General features: G+C 64.2%; 13 protein-coding genes and 2 pseudogenes. 7 read left to right on the plus strand and 8 right to left on the minus strand.

The annotated features are described in order from the left end of the window. Positions 1-32 precede the first annotated feature (32 nt). From E4K65_RS35975 to E4K65_RS35985, 3 genes are all read right to left on the minus strand, one after another. The gene (locus tag E4K65_RS35975) at positions 33-995 is read right to left on the minus strand and encodes a helix-turn-helix domain-containing protein (RefSeq protein WP_135178131.1); all 963 of its coding nucleotides are present in this window, start codon (positions 993-995) and stop codon (positions 33-35) included. 146 nt (positions 996-1,141) lie between these two features. After that, a complete protein-coding gene (locus E4K65_RS35980) occupies positions 1,142-1,405 on the minus strand; it encodes a hypothetical protein (protein ID WP_167771406.1) in 264 nt (87 codons plus the stop codon). Between the two features lie 47 nt (positions 1,406-1,452). Next, positions 1,453-1,737 (minus strand): hypothetical protein, encoded by a 285-nt coding sequence (locus tag E4K65_RS35985; protein ID WP_135178132.1) that lies wholly within the window; start codon positions 1,735-1,737, stop codon positions 1,453-1,455. Between the two features lie 321 nt (positions 1,738-2,058). Between E4K65_RS35985 and E4K65_RS35990 the strand changes: the two genes are divergently transcribed. Next, positions 2,059-2,520, plus strand: a complete 462-nt coding sequence (locus E4K65_RS35990) for a host attachment protein (protein ID WP_167771421.1) — start codon at positions 2,059-2,061, stop codon at positions 2,518-2,520. Positions 2,521-2,550: 30 nt separating this feature from the next. On the opposite strand, the gene E4K65_RS35995 is transcribed toward E4K65_RS35990, so the two are convergent. Beyond that, positions 2,551-2,814: a hypothetical protein gene (locus E4K65_RS35995; protein WP_027549261.1), complete on the minus strand. Its 264-nt coding sequence runs from the start codon at positions 2,812-2,814 to the stop codon at positions 2,551-2,553. A 291-nt stretch (positions 2,815-3,105) separates the two neighbouring features. On the opposite strand from E4K65_RS35995, the gene E4K65_RS36000 reads away from it, so the two are divergent. From E4K65_RS36000 to E4K65_RS36010, 3 genes are all read left to right on the plus strand, one after another. Beyond that, the gene (locus E4K65_RS36000) at positions 3,106-3,552 is read left to right on the plus strand and encodes a hypothetical protein (protein ID WP_135178134.1); all 447 of its coding nucleotides are present in this window, start codon (positions 3,106-3,108) and stop codon (positions 3,550-3,552) included. Between the two features lie 95 nt (positions 3,553-3,647). Further along, the gene (locus E4K65_RS36005; protein WP_135178135.1) at positions 3,648-4,520 is read left to right on the plus strand and encodes a DMT family transporter; all 873 of its coding nucleotides are present in this window, start codon (positions 3,648-3,650) and stop codon (positions 4,518-4,520) included. Between the two features lie 95 nt (positions 4,521-4,615). Next, positions 4,616-5,359 (plus strand): hypothetical protein, encoded by a 744-nt coding sequence (locus E4K65_RS36010; RefSeq protein WP_167771422.1) that lies wholly within the window; start codon positions 4,616-4,618, stop codon positions 5,357-5,359. Positions 5,360-5,431: 72 nt separating this feature from the next. Here the strand turns inward: E4K65_RS36010 and E4K65_RS36015 are convergent, their stop codons facing one another. Together E4K65_RS36015 and E4K65_RS36020 are read right to left on the minus strand one after the other, a co-directional pair. Beyond that, on the minus strand, positions 5,432-5,707 hold the full coding sequence (locus E4K65_RS36015; RefSeq protein WP_167771423.1) for a histone: 276 nt from the start codon (positions 5,705-5,707) through the stop codon (positions 5,432-5,434). A gap of 66 nt (positions 5,708-5,773) precedes the next feature. Next, a pseudogene (locus tag E4K65_RS36020) lies at positions 5,774-7,217 on the minus strand (cryptochrome/photolyase family protein). A gap of 114 nt (positions 7,218-7,331) precedes the next feature. Between E4K65_RS36020 and E4K65_RS36025 the strand changes: the two are divergent. Beyond that, entirely contained in the window at positions 7,332-9,062 is a 1,731-nt protein-coding gene (locus tag E4K65_RS36025) for a methyl-accepting chemotaxis protein (protein ID WP_135178137.1), read from the plus strand. Between the two features lie 122 nt (positions 9,063-9,184). On the opposite strand, the gene E4K65_RS36030 is transcribed toward E4K65_RS36025, so the two are convergent. Next, on the minus strand, positions 9,185-9,844 hold the full coding sequence (locus E4K65_RS36030) for a peroxiredoxin (protein ID WP_135178138.1): 660 nt from the start codon (positions 9,842-9,844) through the stop codon (positions 9,185-9,187). Between the two features lie 383 nt (positions 9,845-10,227). Between E4K65_RS36030 and E4K65_RS36035 the strand changes: the two genes are divergently transcribed. After that, positions 10,228-10,800 carry a hypothetical protein gene (locus E4K65_RS36035; RefSeq protein ID WP_135178139.1) on the plus strand — a complete coding sequence of 191 codons (573 nt, stop codon included), beginning with the start codon at positions 10,228-10,230 and terminating at the stop codon, positions 10,798-10,800. Between the two features lie 36 nt (positions 10,801-10,836). Here E4K65_RS36035 and E4K65_RS36040 read toward each other — a convergent pair whose 3' ends face one another. Then, positions 10,837-12,702 carry an alkaline phosphatase family protein gene (locus E4K65_RS36040; protein ID WP_135178140.1) on the minus strand — a complete coding sequence of 622 codons (1,866 nt, stop codon included), beginning with the start codon at positions 12,700-12,702 and terminating at the stop codon, positions 10,837-10,839. A 599-nt stretch (positions 12,703-13,301) separates the two neighbouring features. Here E4K65_RS36040 and E4K65_RS49005 point away from each other — a divergent pair. After that, positions 13,302-13,474: pseudogene (locus E4K65_RS49005) on the plus strand (IS110 family transposase); the annotation flags it as partial.

The following is a 13,474-nucleotide window of genomic DNA, read 5'->3' on the forward strand; positions in this document are numbered from 1 at the left end:
GATGCCGGTGAGCGTCGCAACGGCTTCTCGCGTCACCTTGCCGGAAGCCTGATCTGCCGCCCCCGCGCCAGCGTGTCCGATGGCGCCTCGTGGAAGGTGGCACGGTAGGCCGCGGCAAACTCACCCATGTGGTGGAAACCCTGGGCGCGCGCGCAGGTGGCAACGGTGGCGCCGCCGCCTTTGAGCAGCCGGGCGCGTGTTGCCCACAATCTCTTCAGGCGGATGTACTGGTGCAGGCTCATGCCGCGCACCTTGCTGACGGCGCCGCCGAGCGTCCGGATCGAGACGCCGAACTCACCGGCGAGATCGGCCGTGTAGATCGGAGCGGTCGGATAGGCCGCGACGTAATCGTCGATCCGTTGCACGAGCTTGGTCGACCGCCCGCCCTGGACCGAGGTGCTTCGATCCGGGCGCGCGTCGATCCGAAACAAATCGTCGAGCGCGAGCAGCAGGCCTTCCTGGAGATGGGCGGCGACCTCGGTGCGCTCGAACAGGAGCGGCTGCACCGACGCGGTTCGCAGGATGTCGAGCAGGGGTTGCCGTGTGAGCAGCAGGGCGGGTCGGTTCGCGACATAGGCCCGCAAATCGTCGGCATGATCGAACCAGCCCCGGTCTTTCAGGCCCGGAGAGAAGATGATCATCGCGTGATAATTGGTCTGGGGTTCGACGAAATGGCATTCATCGTTGCCGCGGAGCGCAACGAAGAAGCGCGCGTCGAGATCCATTCCCTTGGAATTGACCTGAAGGTCGTCGGTCATCGGCAGGATCACCATCCCGCCCGGCATGCGATAGGCGGTGTCGAGGATGCGCGCGAAGGATCTCATCACGATGATGCGGCACGCCGGCAGAGCGACGACGGCGCGGGCGGCCGCGAAGTTCGGGACGTCGAGCGGAATGCTTCGGGCATCCTCCATCGACTCGATCGGCCGAAACGCATCGACATCGGCAAAGCCGATCAGTTGAAGTGCGGAGGACGGGGCGAGGGCGTCGAACATGCGTCGGGCCGGCTGCTGCAATGTGACAATCAAATGAACGTCGGTACATCGACATCAATGGCGAAACATCGTGCTTCAGTAAACGGGATTCCGGGCCGTAGTATTGCGGACATCATGCCATGACGTCCGTCAGATCATTGTCACCGTCAACGTTCTCGGCTCATCGGTTGGCCGGAGGCGAGGTCGATGAAATGCAGGCGCGTGCAGGCGGGACAGGCGAAGCACTTGAAGCTGCGTCCCTCCGGTCCCTGCTGCTTCTCCAGATGCGTCTGCACGTTCATGCCCGTCTGGGGGCATCGAAAAACAATCAACTCGGCCATTGCCGTAGAATGACGGCGCGGCGAATTTTCCTCTTTGATCTGGATCAGTTTTGGAATTGCTCCAGGCCGGCCGAACAGGCGCGTGGGCAATCCACGATCTTGCAAAAGCGAAGGGGCCCCGAGGGCCCCTTCGAATGTTACCAGCGGCGATAGCCGTAATAACCATAGCGCGGGCCGTAGCCGCCGTAGTAGCGCGGCGGTCCATAATATCGGGGGCCGTAGTACGGCCGCGGGCCGTAATAGCCATAATAGTTCGGACGCCAGTAACATTGCCCCCAGGCGTCGCAGACCATACGGACCTGCTCGACGTCGGAGACCTGCGGGACCGCAGGTGCAGGCGCGATGGGCATGGCGGACGCCGCCGGCGATGCCGCGAGGGCACCGAACAGGGACGCGGCGACGAGGCCAATCTTGAGATTCATGATGTCTTCCTCTGCTTACGCAATACAGGATATCGAAGTTGTTCTGATCAAATTGTGGCGGAACCGAAATGTAATGCTGATGAACAAATTTTCAGTTGCCCCGCCGCGCGCCTGATCCAGCTCCGCCAGACTACGTCAGCTCCGCGCTTCTGGCCATGCCGTGCTCGCATCGCGGCACTTCGCCACCAACCTTGATCCTGCGCAATTCATCTTCGATGCTTCCTCCCTAGTCTTGTCGCCGTGGGCCGTCCTTCGCGGAATGCGAAGAGCGTTCGGCTGGTCGTCCGCATCGGTCGCCCACTGTTTGTTTGGAGCTCTGCAATGGACAAGATGAGAATCGACAAGGGTGACTGGCTGGTCGTGTGCGACGGGCGCAAGGCGCTCATTCTGGAAAACCTCGGCGACGAGATGTTTCCGAACCTCCACACCAGGGAGGTGCACGAGCGGCCCAATCCCCCGACGAGCGCGCAGGGAAGCGACGCGCCGGGCCGATTGCATGGCGCGGCCGGCGGTGCGCGCAGCTCGGTCGAGCAGACCGATTGGCACGATGAGGCCGAGCGCGCCTTCCTGCGTGGCCTGGCCGGCCGGCTCGACGCCGCGGTCAGCTCGGGCGAGACCTCGGCCCTGACCATGGTGGCCTCGCCGCGTGCGCTCGGCATGATCCGCGCCGATTATTCGGACGTCGTGCGCAAGGCGCTTCAGGGCGAGGTCGGCAAGGACCTCGTCAAGCTGCCGGTCTACGAGATTGAGAAGCAATTGCTGCTGTCGGGCGTCGCCCGATAGGGACGCCCGCAGCGGACGCGCCAGTGCCCCTCAGTAGCAGGGGTGCCGGCGACGGTCCTGGCCGACATAGGCGGCCGCGCTCTGGTAGCAGTGGTTGGTCGAGGGGCCGTCGTAATAGGCGAAGGTGCCGGGGGTGATGCCGGGGCCGTAATTGTGCAGATAGCTGATCGGGTAGGGCAGCGGGTTGGCGTAGGAGCGGTGGTAGCGGTGATGACCCCGCGCCTCCGCGAGGCCAGGGGCTAGGATTGCGGCCGACAGGGCAGCAACCGCGGCTACAAGCTTCAACTTGCTCATCTCGATTCTCCGGAACCCGCGCGAATAGGTCTGCCGGTTATAGCCATTTCAGGCCGCCAGGACACCCGTCCGGTGGGCGGAAAACGGGGCCAATCCCGCAGATTCCCGGATGGGTGTGACAGAATTGCCGGAAGTGCGGCCGGATCCTGCCCATTTTTGGCCTTTTCGGGATGCTTAACGAATTCCCCACACAAGTATGACCAAAGAGAATTCGGTTAGAATCCTGTTGCCGGCCCTTTGGGGGTCCTTCGAGGCCGGTCCCATTCCTGAAGGCTGTCGTCGTCCGCCGCCATGCGCATCACGCTTTTGAGCCTGCTGTTGCTCTGCCTCGCCGCCGCCACGCCAGCGCGGGCCGAGCTGCACATCACACGCGACCATGGCGGCTATGTCGACGAGTACAAGGCCAAGTACAAGCGTGTCCGCGAGAAGGGCGAGCGCGTCATCATCGACGGCATCTGCAACTCGGCCTGCACGCTCGTGCTCGGCATCGTGCCGATGAACAAGATCTGCGTGACGCCGCGCGCCAGCCTCGGCTTCCATCAGGCCTATTACGACAAGGCCTTCACCTTCGGCATCAAGGTCACCAGCGCGGAAGGGACGTCCGACCTGATGTCCTATTATCCTGATACGGTGAAGGACTGGATCCGCCGCAATGGCGGGCTCACCACCGACATGAAGAAGATCAAGAACGGCATCGAGCTCTGGAAGATCATCGACCCCTGTCCGGACGAATGGTGAGCGGCTGATCCGAGCTGCTCTCCGTCGCAGCGCAGCATCGCTCAGGTCGAAATTCGCATTGCCGCATAGGCCCCCATCGGGCAATGAGGGCGGCAATGAACCATAATCAAGAAGCCCTGACTGCCCGCGCCGCGCCGATCCTGTTCGTCCTGCTCTGGAGCACCGGATTCATCGGCACCAAATTCGTCATCAACAATGCCGATCCCTTGACCTATCTCGCCATCCGCATGGCGATCGTGGTCGGCCTGATGGCGATCATCGCAGGCATCGCGCGGCCGAAATGGCCGGACCGTATCGGCATCGCGCATAGCGCGGTGGCCGGCATCCTCGTCCATGGCTTCTATCTCGGCGGCACCGCCATCGCGATCGCGCATTCGATTCCGGCCGGGCTCTCCGCGCTGATTCCGGGCCTGCAGCCGATCCTGACCTCGACCATCGCCAACCGCTGGCTGGGCGAGAAGGTGACGCCGGTGCAATGGGCGGGGCTGGTGCTCGGCCTCGGCGGCGTGGTGCTGATCCTGCACAACCGCCCCATGACCGGCGAAGCCGGGCTCGGCTGGCTTGCCTCGGTGGTCTCGCTGGTCAGCATCACGCTCGGCACGCTCTATCAGCGCCGCTACTGCAACCACATCGACTGGCGCGCCGGCAATCTCGTGCAATATGTGGCCGTCACCGTCTTCTTCGCGGTCGGCGCCTTCCTGTTCGAGGATCGCGTGGTGCACTGGACGCGGGAGTTCGTGCTCGCGCTTGGCTGGCTCACTGTGGCGCTCTCGATCGGATCGATCGGGCTGTTGTACTGGCTGATCCGCCACGCGGCGGCGACGTCGGTGGCGAGCCTGTTCTACCTCGTGCCCGCCGTGACCGCGCTGATGGCTTACGCACTGTTCGACGAGAAGCTCGATGCGCTGGCGATTGCAGGCATGGCGATGTGCGCGGCCGCGGTGTTCGTGGTCAACCGGCGCGTCTAGGCCGACAGGCGAGGCGGCGGAATACATCCCTGACGTGTGCGGGGCGCCGTGTTAGGGTGGCCGGATTTCAGTTTCCCTTTCACGCGGTGATGTCCATGAAGAAGACGAGACGTGCGCTGCTCGGCCGGTCGCTGAGGCCAGTCCGGATTGCCTGCATCAACTACGCGGAGGAGTCGATCAGCGGCAGCAAAATGAGCCAGCTCACCGCGGCGCTCCAGAAGTGTTACGACAAGCATTTCCTGCCGGTGTGGGGCTATCCGGTCGACCTTTACGTCACGAAGAAGCCGAAGCCTGCCGATTGGCAGCTCGTCTATTTCGACGACGCCTCGCATGAGGGGCTGCTCGGGCGCCATGAGCTGACGCATCGCGGCCAGCCGATCTCGAAGATCTTCGTCAAGGCGCTGGACGGGGAGCCCGTCAGCGTCGCGGCCTCGCACGAGCTGTTCGAGATGGTGCTCGACCCCATGGCCAATCTCTGGGCCGACAAGAACAGGAACACGCAATATGCCTATGAGGTCTGCGACGCCGTGGAGGAGGACTCCTTCTTCGTCGACGGCGTCGAGATGTCGAACTTCGTCTACCCATCCTGGTTCGAGCCGTTCGAGCATCCCCGCGGCACCAAGTTCGACCACAAGGGTACGCTGACAGAGCCGTTCTCGATGACCGAGGGCGGCTACGTCATCAAGAAGGTCAACGGCAGGCGGGTGATCAAGCAGTTCGGCTCGCCTGAGAAACGGCGGCGCTTTGCCAGGGAGGACCGGCGCGGCCATCGCAGCGAATTTCGCGATCCGCAAGGGGTCCATCATCCTGGCCGGCGCGCAGCCAAGCGACGCGGATAGGCTGTTGCCGGGACAAGCCTCCGGGCGCGTCCGCACCCGGAGGCTTGTTGGTGTCTGTTCTCGGGAGCGCGATCAGCGCTTGGACTTCTTGGCCTTCTTCTTTTTGGCGGCCTTCTTCGCGGATTTCTTCACTGCCTTCTTCGCGGTCTTCTTGGCCGCTTTTTTCGACGACTTCTTTGCGGCCTTCTTCGAAGTCTTCTTGGCCTTCTTCGGCGCTACTTTCTTCGCGACCTTCTTGGCGGCTTTCCTGACCTTCTTGGCGGCAGTGACTGCAGCGTCCTTGGTCGCTTCCACGGCGGTGGTGATCGTCTCCATTGCCTGTTCGGTGATCGGCTTATCGTCGTCCATATCGTCCCCCACGGTTTGTATGGAGCGATGACGATAGCGGGTTTCAAAATTGTGTCAAAGCAACCCTCAACCTTTGCGGATCTTTGCATAGGCGGAGAGCGCACGCTCGCGTCCCCTGGCGTGATCGACGAGCGGCTGCGGATAGGTCTTGCCGAGCGTGACGCCGGCGCTCGCCAGCTCGATCGGTGTCGCCTGCCAGGGCTGGTGGATCAGCTTCGCCGGCAGTCCTTGTAGCTCCGGCACCCAGCGCCGGACATAGGTTCCATCGGGATCGAACTTCTCGCCCTGGAGCTGCGGATTGAACACGCGGAAGTAGGGCGCGGCGTCGGCGCCGCAGCCCGCGACCCACTGCCAGTTGGCGGGATTGCTGCCGGCATCCGCATCGACCAGCGTGTCCCAGAACCAGGCCTCGCCATCGCGCCAGTCGATCAGGAGGTGCTTGACCAGGAAGGACGCCACCACCATCCGAACCCGGTTGTGCATCACACCGGTGTGCCAGAGCTCGCGCAGGCCGGCATCGACGATCGGGTAGCCGGTGCGGCCGCGCTGCCAGGCGGCGAGCGCCTTCCCGTCGGGCTGCCATGGGAAGCCGTCGAAGTTCGGTTGGAGGTTTCTGGTGGCGAGGTCGGGGTGGTCGTGGAGGAGGTGACGGCAGAATTCGCGCCAGCCGAGCTCGCTCAGGAATTTTTCGATGCCGGGTCCAAGGGCGGGATTCTCGGCCGCGGCGAAGCGCGCGGCGTGCCAGACCTGCCGCGGGCTGAGCTCGCCGAACCGCAGATGCGGCGACAGGCCCGAGCTGCCCTCCCGATCCGGGCGGTCGCGATCGCTGACATAGCCTCGCGCGCTGTGTTTGAGAAAGTCGCGCAGGCGCGTGCGGGCGGAGGTCTCGCCCGGCCTCCAGCGCTCGCGCAGGCCGCCCGCCCAATCGGGCTTGCTGGGCTCGAGCTTCCAGCTCTCCAGCGTGTCGCTCGTGATTTTCCCGCTCGGGCGCAGCTGCTTCGGTGCGGGCAAGCTTTGGCGGATCGCCGAGCGACAATACGCGCCGCCAGAACGGCGTGAACACGCGCAAGCCCCGGCCGTCCTTGTTGCGGATGGCCGAGGGCGATACCAGGAGGTCGCCCGGGAAGCTTTGCGAGTCCACGCCGAGCTTTGCCAGCGCCACTTCGAGCTGCCGTTCGACCGCCTGATGCGGCGCCTGGTCGATCCCATTCCAGTAGACGGCGCCAGCGCCGCTTTCGCGCGCCACCTCGGGGATCACCTTGGCTGCCGATCCCTTGCGCAGGGACAGCGCCGCGCCGCGCGCGGCGATCTCGGCAGTGAGCGCCCGCAGCGACTGCGCCAGCCACCAGCGCACCGCGCCGCCCGGTGCTCGCCCGGCGGTCTGGTCCAGCACGTAGAGGCAGATCACCGGCGCGCCGGTTTTCGCGGCGGCGTGGAGGGCGGGGTGGTCGGACAGGCGGAGGTCATCGCGAAACCACACGATGATGGGCGGCGCGCTTGGCGTGGTCAGGGAGGCCTCGTTTACGATTTGGAAAGGATGCCGGCTGCAGCGCTGTGAACCGTCGTTAATGCCGCCGTAAGCCGGTTGCATCATTATGCAGGAATTACGGGGGTCATTCCATTCATGTCCAGCCTTTCAACGGCGAAGTTCCTGCCGCAGTTCAAACTTGGCACCAAGGCCGTCCTGTGCGCCGTGCTGCTGATCGCCGTGAACACGGCGCTGGTGGTCGGCGCCGGCTACTGGTCGCTTACGTCCGCTTTCAATGATCGCGCGCTGCGCGACATCGAGGTCAATCTGCGCACGCTGGCGCTGGCCTTTGCCGAGACCGTTCCGGACGTCAGGATCACGGTGAGGGATGGCGCGGTCGCGCGCGCCGAGATCCCCAAGATGCCCGAGTTCAGGGATCACGCCATCGTCGATCGCGCGGTATCCTATGTCGGGGGCAACGCGACCCTGTTCGTGTTCGACGAGGCGAGCGGGCAGTTCGTCCGCCGCTCGACCAATGTGAAGAAGGAGAATGGCGACCGCGCCGTCGGCACCCAGCTCGCCGCCGATCATCCGGCCCAGGCCCTGTTGCGCCGTGGCGAGGCCTACAAGGGCCCGGCCGTTCTGTTCGGCAAGTCCTTCATGACCGCCTATTTCCCGGTCGCGGACGCGACCGGCAAGGTCGCCGGCATTCTCTACGTCGGCATCCCGATGGCCCAGTTCGAGAGCATGCTGACCCAGGCGATCGAGAGCATGGCCGCTGCCGCCGGGCTCGCCGCGCTCCTGGTGCTCATCCTCACCCTGCTGATCGTCCGCCGTGTCACCCGGCCGCTCACCTCGGTCACGCGCTCGCTCACGGCGCTGGCGAATGGCCAGAGCGATGTCGAGATCGATTGCGAGGATCGCGCCGACGAGATCGGCGAGATCGCCCGCACCGTCGCCGTGTTCAAGAGCAATTCGCTGGAGCGCGCCCGCATGCGCAGCGAGCAGGCGGCGGCTTCGGCCGCCGCAGTCGAGCAGCGCAAGGCCGACCTGCGCAACTTCGTCGAGCAGTTCCGCGGCAGCGTCGGCGGCATCCTCGACAAGGTGCTGACGTCGTCAGGCGAGTTCGAGCGGGTGGCGCGCCAATTGACCGACACCGCGCGCTCGACCGCCGATCTGTCGGCACAGTCGGCCGGGGCGTCCGAGGACGCCTCCGAGCACGTGCGTTCGGCGGCGTCAGCCTCCGACGAGCTGTCGCAGTCGATCTCCGAGATCACCCGGCGCGTGCAGGAATCGAACGAGATCTCCGCCGAGGCGGTGAGGCAGGCCGAGGTGACCGACCAGCGCATCGCGCAGCTCTCCGAGGCCGGCTCGCGCATCGGGGACGTCGTCAAGCTGATCACCTCGATCGCCGAGCAGACCAACCTCCTGGCGCTGAACGCCACCATCGAGGCCGCGCGTGCCGGCGATGCCGGCCGCGGTTTTGCGGTCGTGGCTCAGGAGGTCAAGACGCTCGCCGGCCAGACCGCCAAGGCGACCGACGAGATCTCGAGCCAGATCGCCAGCATGCAGCTCGCGACCGAGGAATCGGTCGCCGCCATCAGGGCGATCAGCCAGACCATCGAGCGCATCAGCGGCATTGCCGGCTCGATCTCGGCGGCGGTCGAGCAGCAGAAGAGCGCGACGCACAACATCGTGGCCAGCGTTCGCGCCGCGGTCTCGGGTACGGCCGAGGTCGCCGTCAACGTCCGTCACGCCGCCAAGGGCGCGAGCGAGACCGGCGAGACCTCGAGCCGGATGTTTGCCTCAGCGCAGGCGCTGTCGGGCGAGAGCCTGCATCTGAAGGCCGAGGTCGACGGCTTCCTCGAGCGCGTTCACGCGGCGTGATCCAACGTTGTCGTCATTCCGGGGCGGTCCACAGGACCGAACCCGGAATCTCGAGATCCCGGGTTCGCGCTTCGCGCGCCCCGGGATGACTTTTTGCGGCCGCTAGGCGCGACCGCCAGAAGTCATTTCGGCTGCGGCACGATCCGGATGTAGGGCTTCGGCTCTTTCCAGCCCTGCGGGTAGATCGTCTTGGCCTCGTCGTTGGAGACTGAGCCTGCGATGATCACGTCCTCGCCCTGCGTCCAGTCGGCCGGGGTTGCGACGCGATGCTTGGCGGTGAGCTGGAGCGAGTCGATGACGCGCAGGATCTCCTGGAAGTTCCGCCCCGTGGTCATCGGATAGACCAACACCAGCTTGATCTTCTTGTCCGGCCCGATGATGAAGACGTTGCGGACGGTCTGGTTGTCGGCCGGCGTGCGGGTGAGGGGATCGCCCGAGGTCGAGGCCGGCAGCATCTCGTAGAGCTTGGAGACGTTGAAGTCGGTGTCGCCGATCAACGGATAGTTGGGCGCCGCGCCTTGGGTCTCCTTGATGTCGTCCGCCCACTTGGCGTGACGGTCGATCGGATCGACCGAGAGGCCGATCAGCTTGACGCCGCGTTTGTCGAATTCCGGCTTCAACTTGGCCAATGCGCCGAGCTCGGTCGTGCAAACCGGCGTGAAGTCCTTGGGGTGCGAAAACAGCAGGGCCCAGCTATTGCCGATCCAGTCGTGGAACTTGATCTTCCCTTCGGTGGTCTCGGCTTCGAAGTCGGGGGCGGTGGTGCCGATCGGAAGTGTCATGGTTCTACCTCATCACATTGAATTTGCTTGTGAATTTGTCATTGGCCGTCACCGTCAGTATAGGGACTTGCGAAGGCCAAGTGAACGCCAAGTGAACCGCTTCAAGTAAAATGTGAATTCCTTCTTTGAAGAGCCGATTTCCTAGCACCTTTCTGTTACAGCGGCACCTGCGGCGAAACATCCTCACCGTCTCGATTGCCCCGATAAAGCCTTTTATGACCCGCATCACGCTCGCCCCCGACGCTCTCCGGAACCGAAATGGTCCTCATAGCGACTAATCGGCAACCATTGAGAAAAGTCGCGATCCCCATATCGAATCATTAACCACCCCTTTACGCCCGCATGAAAATGCTGGTCGATCAGAAGAAATCTGGAAGTGAACTATGTCTGCCGCAGTGACGAAGTCAGTTGAGTCGCCGTCCCTCGAACCGTCCTGCCGCGATACCGCGGCTCATGCTCTCTCCATCGTGCGCGACGGCGTGATCACGGGCGAAGGCCCGACCACCAAGGGCCGGGTGCACTTTTCCCGTTCGCTCGATGCCGATGACACCGCCTGGTGCACGCGCATCCTGACCGCCACCGCCGTCAACGACCAGCCGGTCAGCCGCGCCGAAGCCGAGGCGCTGTTCGAGATCAACGAGGCCGCGACCGAGCGCACCGATGGCGGCCGGTTCGACGACCTGCTTGCCAAGGCCGTTGCTCACTACGCCGCAAGCGCCTCGGGCCTGAAGGTGCCGCCGCGCAGCGTCGCGCTGTCGGCCGACACCGAGATCGAGAGCTGGGCGCCGTCCTATGCATCCAAGGTCAACAGCGAGATGCTGGAGTGGATCGCCGGCCAGATGCGCGGCAAGCGCCAGAACAACCGTCGCCTGATGGCGATGGTGGCGACCTTCCTGGGCGCCACCGCGCTGCCTCTGGCGGGCCAATTGCCGAACGTGTTCGACATCGGCATGTAGATTTGCGTCTCTTGAGAGCGCGAAGGAGCGGCGGGGCTATTTCCCCGCCGTTTTTTGTTTGCCGGTGTCCGGCTCGAGGCCGAGCGTGCGGCCCGGGAAGCCGGCGGCATCGAAATAACGCTGGCTGCCGACGCGCTGGACGTTGAGCACGGTCTGAAGACCGTTCTCGGACATCTTGGACTTCTCGACGCCCTTGAATGCCTTCGGCACGATGCCGTTGGGCAAGGCCTCCGACATCACGCGGCCGATCAGGCCGCCATTGTGTGCGCCGCGCAGGCCCATCAGCTGGGCGGCGGTCATGCCGACGTCGGCATTGCTGACCGGGATCTCGTCGGCATAGCCGGCTTTGAAGTCCGGACCGATCGCCGCCATGAAGTTCATGGTGTCGCCGCGGCTGAAGCTGCCATGCATGCCCTGGCCCTGGCGCAGCACGGTGTCAGCGACCTGCACCGAGCAGTTGGTCGGCGCCTCGCCGCAATCGCTGGCATAGGAGCGGAAGTTGACGACGATCGCGGGCGTCGGCGTCGCCGCCTTGCCGCGCAGATTGATGCGCGACAGCGGCAGCGTGCCGGGGAAGCGGCCGAGCGAGTCCTCGACGAACAGGCCGGAGACGTAATCCTGCTCGAGCAGGGCCTTGATCGTTTTCGCCGCCAGCTTCTTGTCATTGCTCGGCAGATAGACGAGGTCCGAGCCGCCATTGGTCGCGACGACGAGATCGGGCTTCTCCGGATCCTTGCCGAGCACGCCGTTGCCGGCCTTGGGATGCTTGTTGCCGTCGATCTTCGCGTTCTTGTCGTTGGGGTCGAACAGCGGCAGGTCGAGCGCCTTGGCAAGGTCGAGCGCCAAAAAGCCCATCGGCAGGAAGTCCTTGGGCGTATCGTCATAGCTGACCTTGGCCGAGGGGCTGGTCTTGCTTTCCTTGGAGATCGTCGAGAAGCCGTGGTCGGCGGAGACGATGATGTTGGTCGAGGCGGCGAGCCCGAGCTCGTCGAGCGCCTTGCGGAGCTGGGCGAGGTTGTTGTCGGCGTTCTTGATGCCGGCCATCGAGGTCGGCCCGTTGATGCCGGGCAGGATCTGGTTGAGGCTGTCGCCGGTGTTGTGCTGGCTGCCATCAGGATCGCGCGACCAGAACACCAGGACGAACGGCTTGTTGCGCGCCTTGAACATCGGCAGCACCACCTTGGCGGCGACGTCGGCGAAATAGGCCTGCTGCGCGACGTTGGCGACGGTGGTGCCGGGCGTCTTGGCATCGCCGGCCTTGCTGTTGTCGCCGCGCGGGGGCGTGGCGAGGGGCAGGCCCGCCTTGGTCAGCGCCGCCTTCACCTCGTCCGACAGCGCCACGCCGTTCTTGCCGCCGGTGGAGTCGTCGAACACGACCGAATGCTGGCCGGGCTGTTCGGGCTTGTCGGTGTGGTCGAACTGGTAGGTCGGACCGACCTTGCCGATCGCCGCCGTGCTCAGCCCCTTGTCGCGGGCCATCTTCAGAATGGTCTCTTCGTTGAGATAGTCGCCCTTGAAATGCTCGTCGATGTCGCCGAGCACGGCGTCGTTCTCGATGAAGGGGACCACGGTGTCGCCAGCGGGGACTGAGGTGTAGTTGGTCCAGATCGTGTTGGAGAATACGCCGGTGTCGCCGAGATAGTGGCCGGTCGACATCGCCGAGCCGTTGGCCATCGTGAAGGTCGGGAACAGGGAGTGCGGGTTCTTGAAGTTGACACCCTTGTCGCGGACCTCGGCCATCGCGGGGGCCGTTTCAGGGGTGACCTTCAGCGCGCGCAGCCCGTCGGGGATGAACAGGATGAGGTTGCGGGGGGTGTTGTTTTGGGCGGAGGCAAGTCCAGTGGAAAGTCCAGTGGACAAGACTGTCAGTCCGGCGGACAGCAACACCAGTGAACGGCGCATCAAATCTCTCCTAACGGTGAGGCGGCATGGCCGCAACCGCGGCCCCGGCCTTCGTTTAGTTTCGCTGCATGACGGTTTTGTTACAAGACCTGTTGCCGATGCAAGAGGGCTGGGGAGGGTGACGGCATTGTCATTCCCGTGTCCCGGACGCGCTGCAACGCCCTTAGCGTTGCTTCGCAGAGCCGGGACCCAGGAGGGCGCACAAGCCGCAGTTGCATCATGGGCCCCGGCTCTGCAGCGCACCGCCGAAGAGGCGCTGCGCTGCGTCCGGGGCACGAGATCGCGGGTTCGGTGTACAACTGCATCAACCCTGTCATTGCGAGCGCAGCGAAGCAATCCAGAATCCCTCTGCGGAAAGACTCTGGATTGCTTCGCTGCGCTCGCAATGACGGAGTGTGAAGCGTAGCGCGCAATTTCAAATGTCGCCGTGCGCAGTTCAAATGTCAGCCCCTCGCGGCGGCGGTTCCAAGGCTATGAACTAGATGCGGTAATGGGCCCGGCTCCGAGCAAGGGGTGATGATGGTGGCTGTCCCCCGATAGATGATGAAACGGGGTCACGACTTGAGTCGGCCCCAAGCATCTGGAGACGGAGGACAGCCGTGGAGAACTATGCCGGAATTGACGTGTCATTGGAACTGTCGAGCGTATGCGTTGTGGATGCCCAAGGTAAAATCCTGAAGGAAGCGAAGGTCACGAGCGAACCCAACGCCTTGGTTGAATTTTTCGAGACGCTTGGCTTTGCAGTGAAGCGGATCGGGCTGGAGGCTGGGCC

Source organism: Bradyrhizobium niftali (assembly GCF_004571025.1).
In the GTDB taxonomy this organism is placed as follows: Bacteria; Pseudomonadota; Alphaproteobacteria; order Rhizobiales; family Xanthobacteraceae; genus Bradyrhizobium; species Bradyrhizobium niftali.

Excerpts from the sequence above, each read along its gene's own strand:
- E4K65_RS36005 (WP_135178135.1), top strand. The coding sequence starts at position 3,648 with ATGAACCATAATCAAGAAGCCCTGACTGCCCGCGCCGCGCCGATCCTG.
- E4K65_RS36000 (WP_135178134.1), top strand. The coding sequence starts at position 3,106 with ATGCGCATCACGCTTTTGAGCCTGCTGTTGCTCTGCCTCGCCGCCGCC.
- E4K65_RS36030 (WP_135178138.1), bottom strand. The coding sequence starts at position 9,844 with ATGACACTTCCGATCGGCACCACCGCCCCCGACTTCGAAGCCGAGACC.
- E4K65_RS36025 (WP_135178137.1), top strand. The coding sequence starts at position 7,332 with ATGTCCAGCCTTTCAACGGCGAAGTTCCTGCCGCAGTTCAAACTTGGC.
- E4K65_RS35990 (WP_167771421.1), top strand. The coding sequence starts at position 2,059 with ATGGACAAGATGAGAATCGACAAGGGTGACTGGCTGGTCGTGTGCGAC.
- E4K65_RS35995 (WP_027549261.1), bottom strand. The coding sequence starts at position 2,814 with ATGAGCAAGTTGAAGCTTGTAGCCGCGGTTGCTGCCCTGTCGGCCGCA.
- E4K65_RS36035 (WP_135178139.1), top strand. The coding sequence starts at position 10,228 with ATGTCTGCCGCAGTGACGAAGTCAGTTGAGTCGCCGTCCCTCGAACCG.
- E4K65_RS36015 (WP_167771423.1), bottom strand. The coding sequence starts at position 5,707 with ATGGACGACGATAAGCCGATCACCGAACAGGCAATGGAGACGATCACC.
- E4K65_RS35985 (WP_135178132.1), bottom strand. The coding sequence starts at position 1,737 with ATGAATCTCAAGATTGGCCTCGTCGCCGCGTCCCTGTTCGGTGCCCTC.
- E4K65_RS36010 (WP_167771422.1), top strand. The coding sequence starts at position 4,616 with ATGAAGAAGACGAGACGTGCGCTGCTCGGCCGGTCGCTGAGGCCAGTC.
- E4K65_RS36040 (WP_135178140.1), bottom strand. The coding sequence starts at position 12,702 with ATGCGCCGTTCACTGGTGTTGCTGTCCGCCGGACTGACAGTCTTGTCC.
- E4K65_RS35975 (WP_135178131.1), bottom strand. The coding sequence starts at position 995 with ATGTTCGACGCCCTCGCCCCGTCCTCCGCACTTCAACTGATCGGCTTT.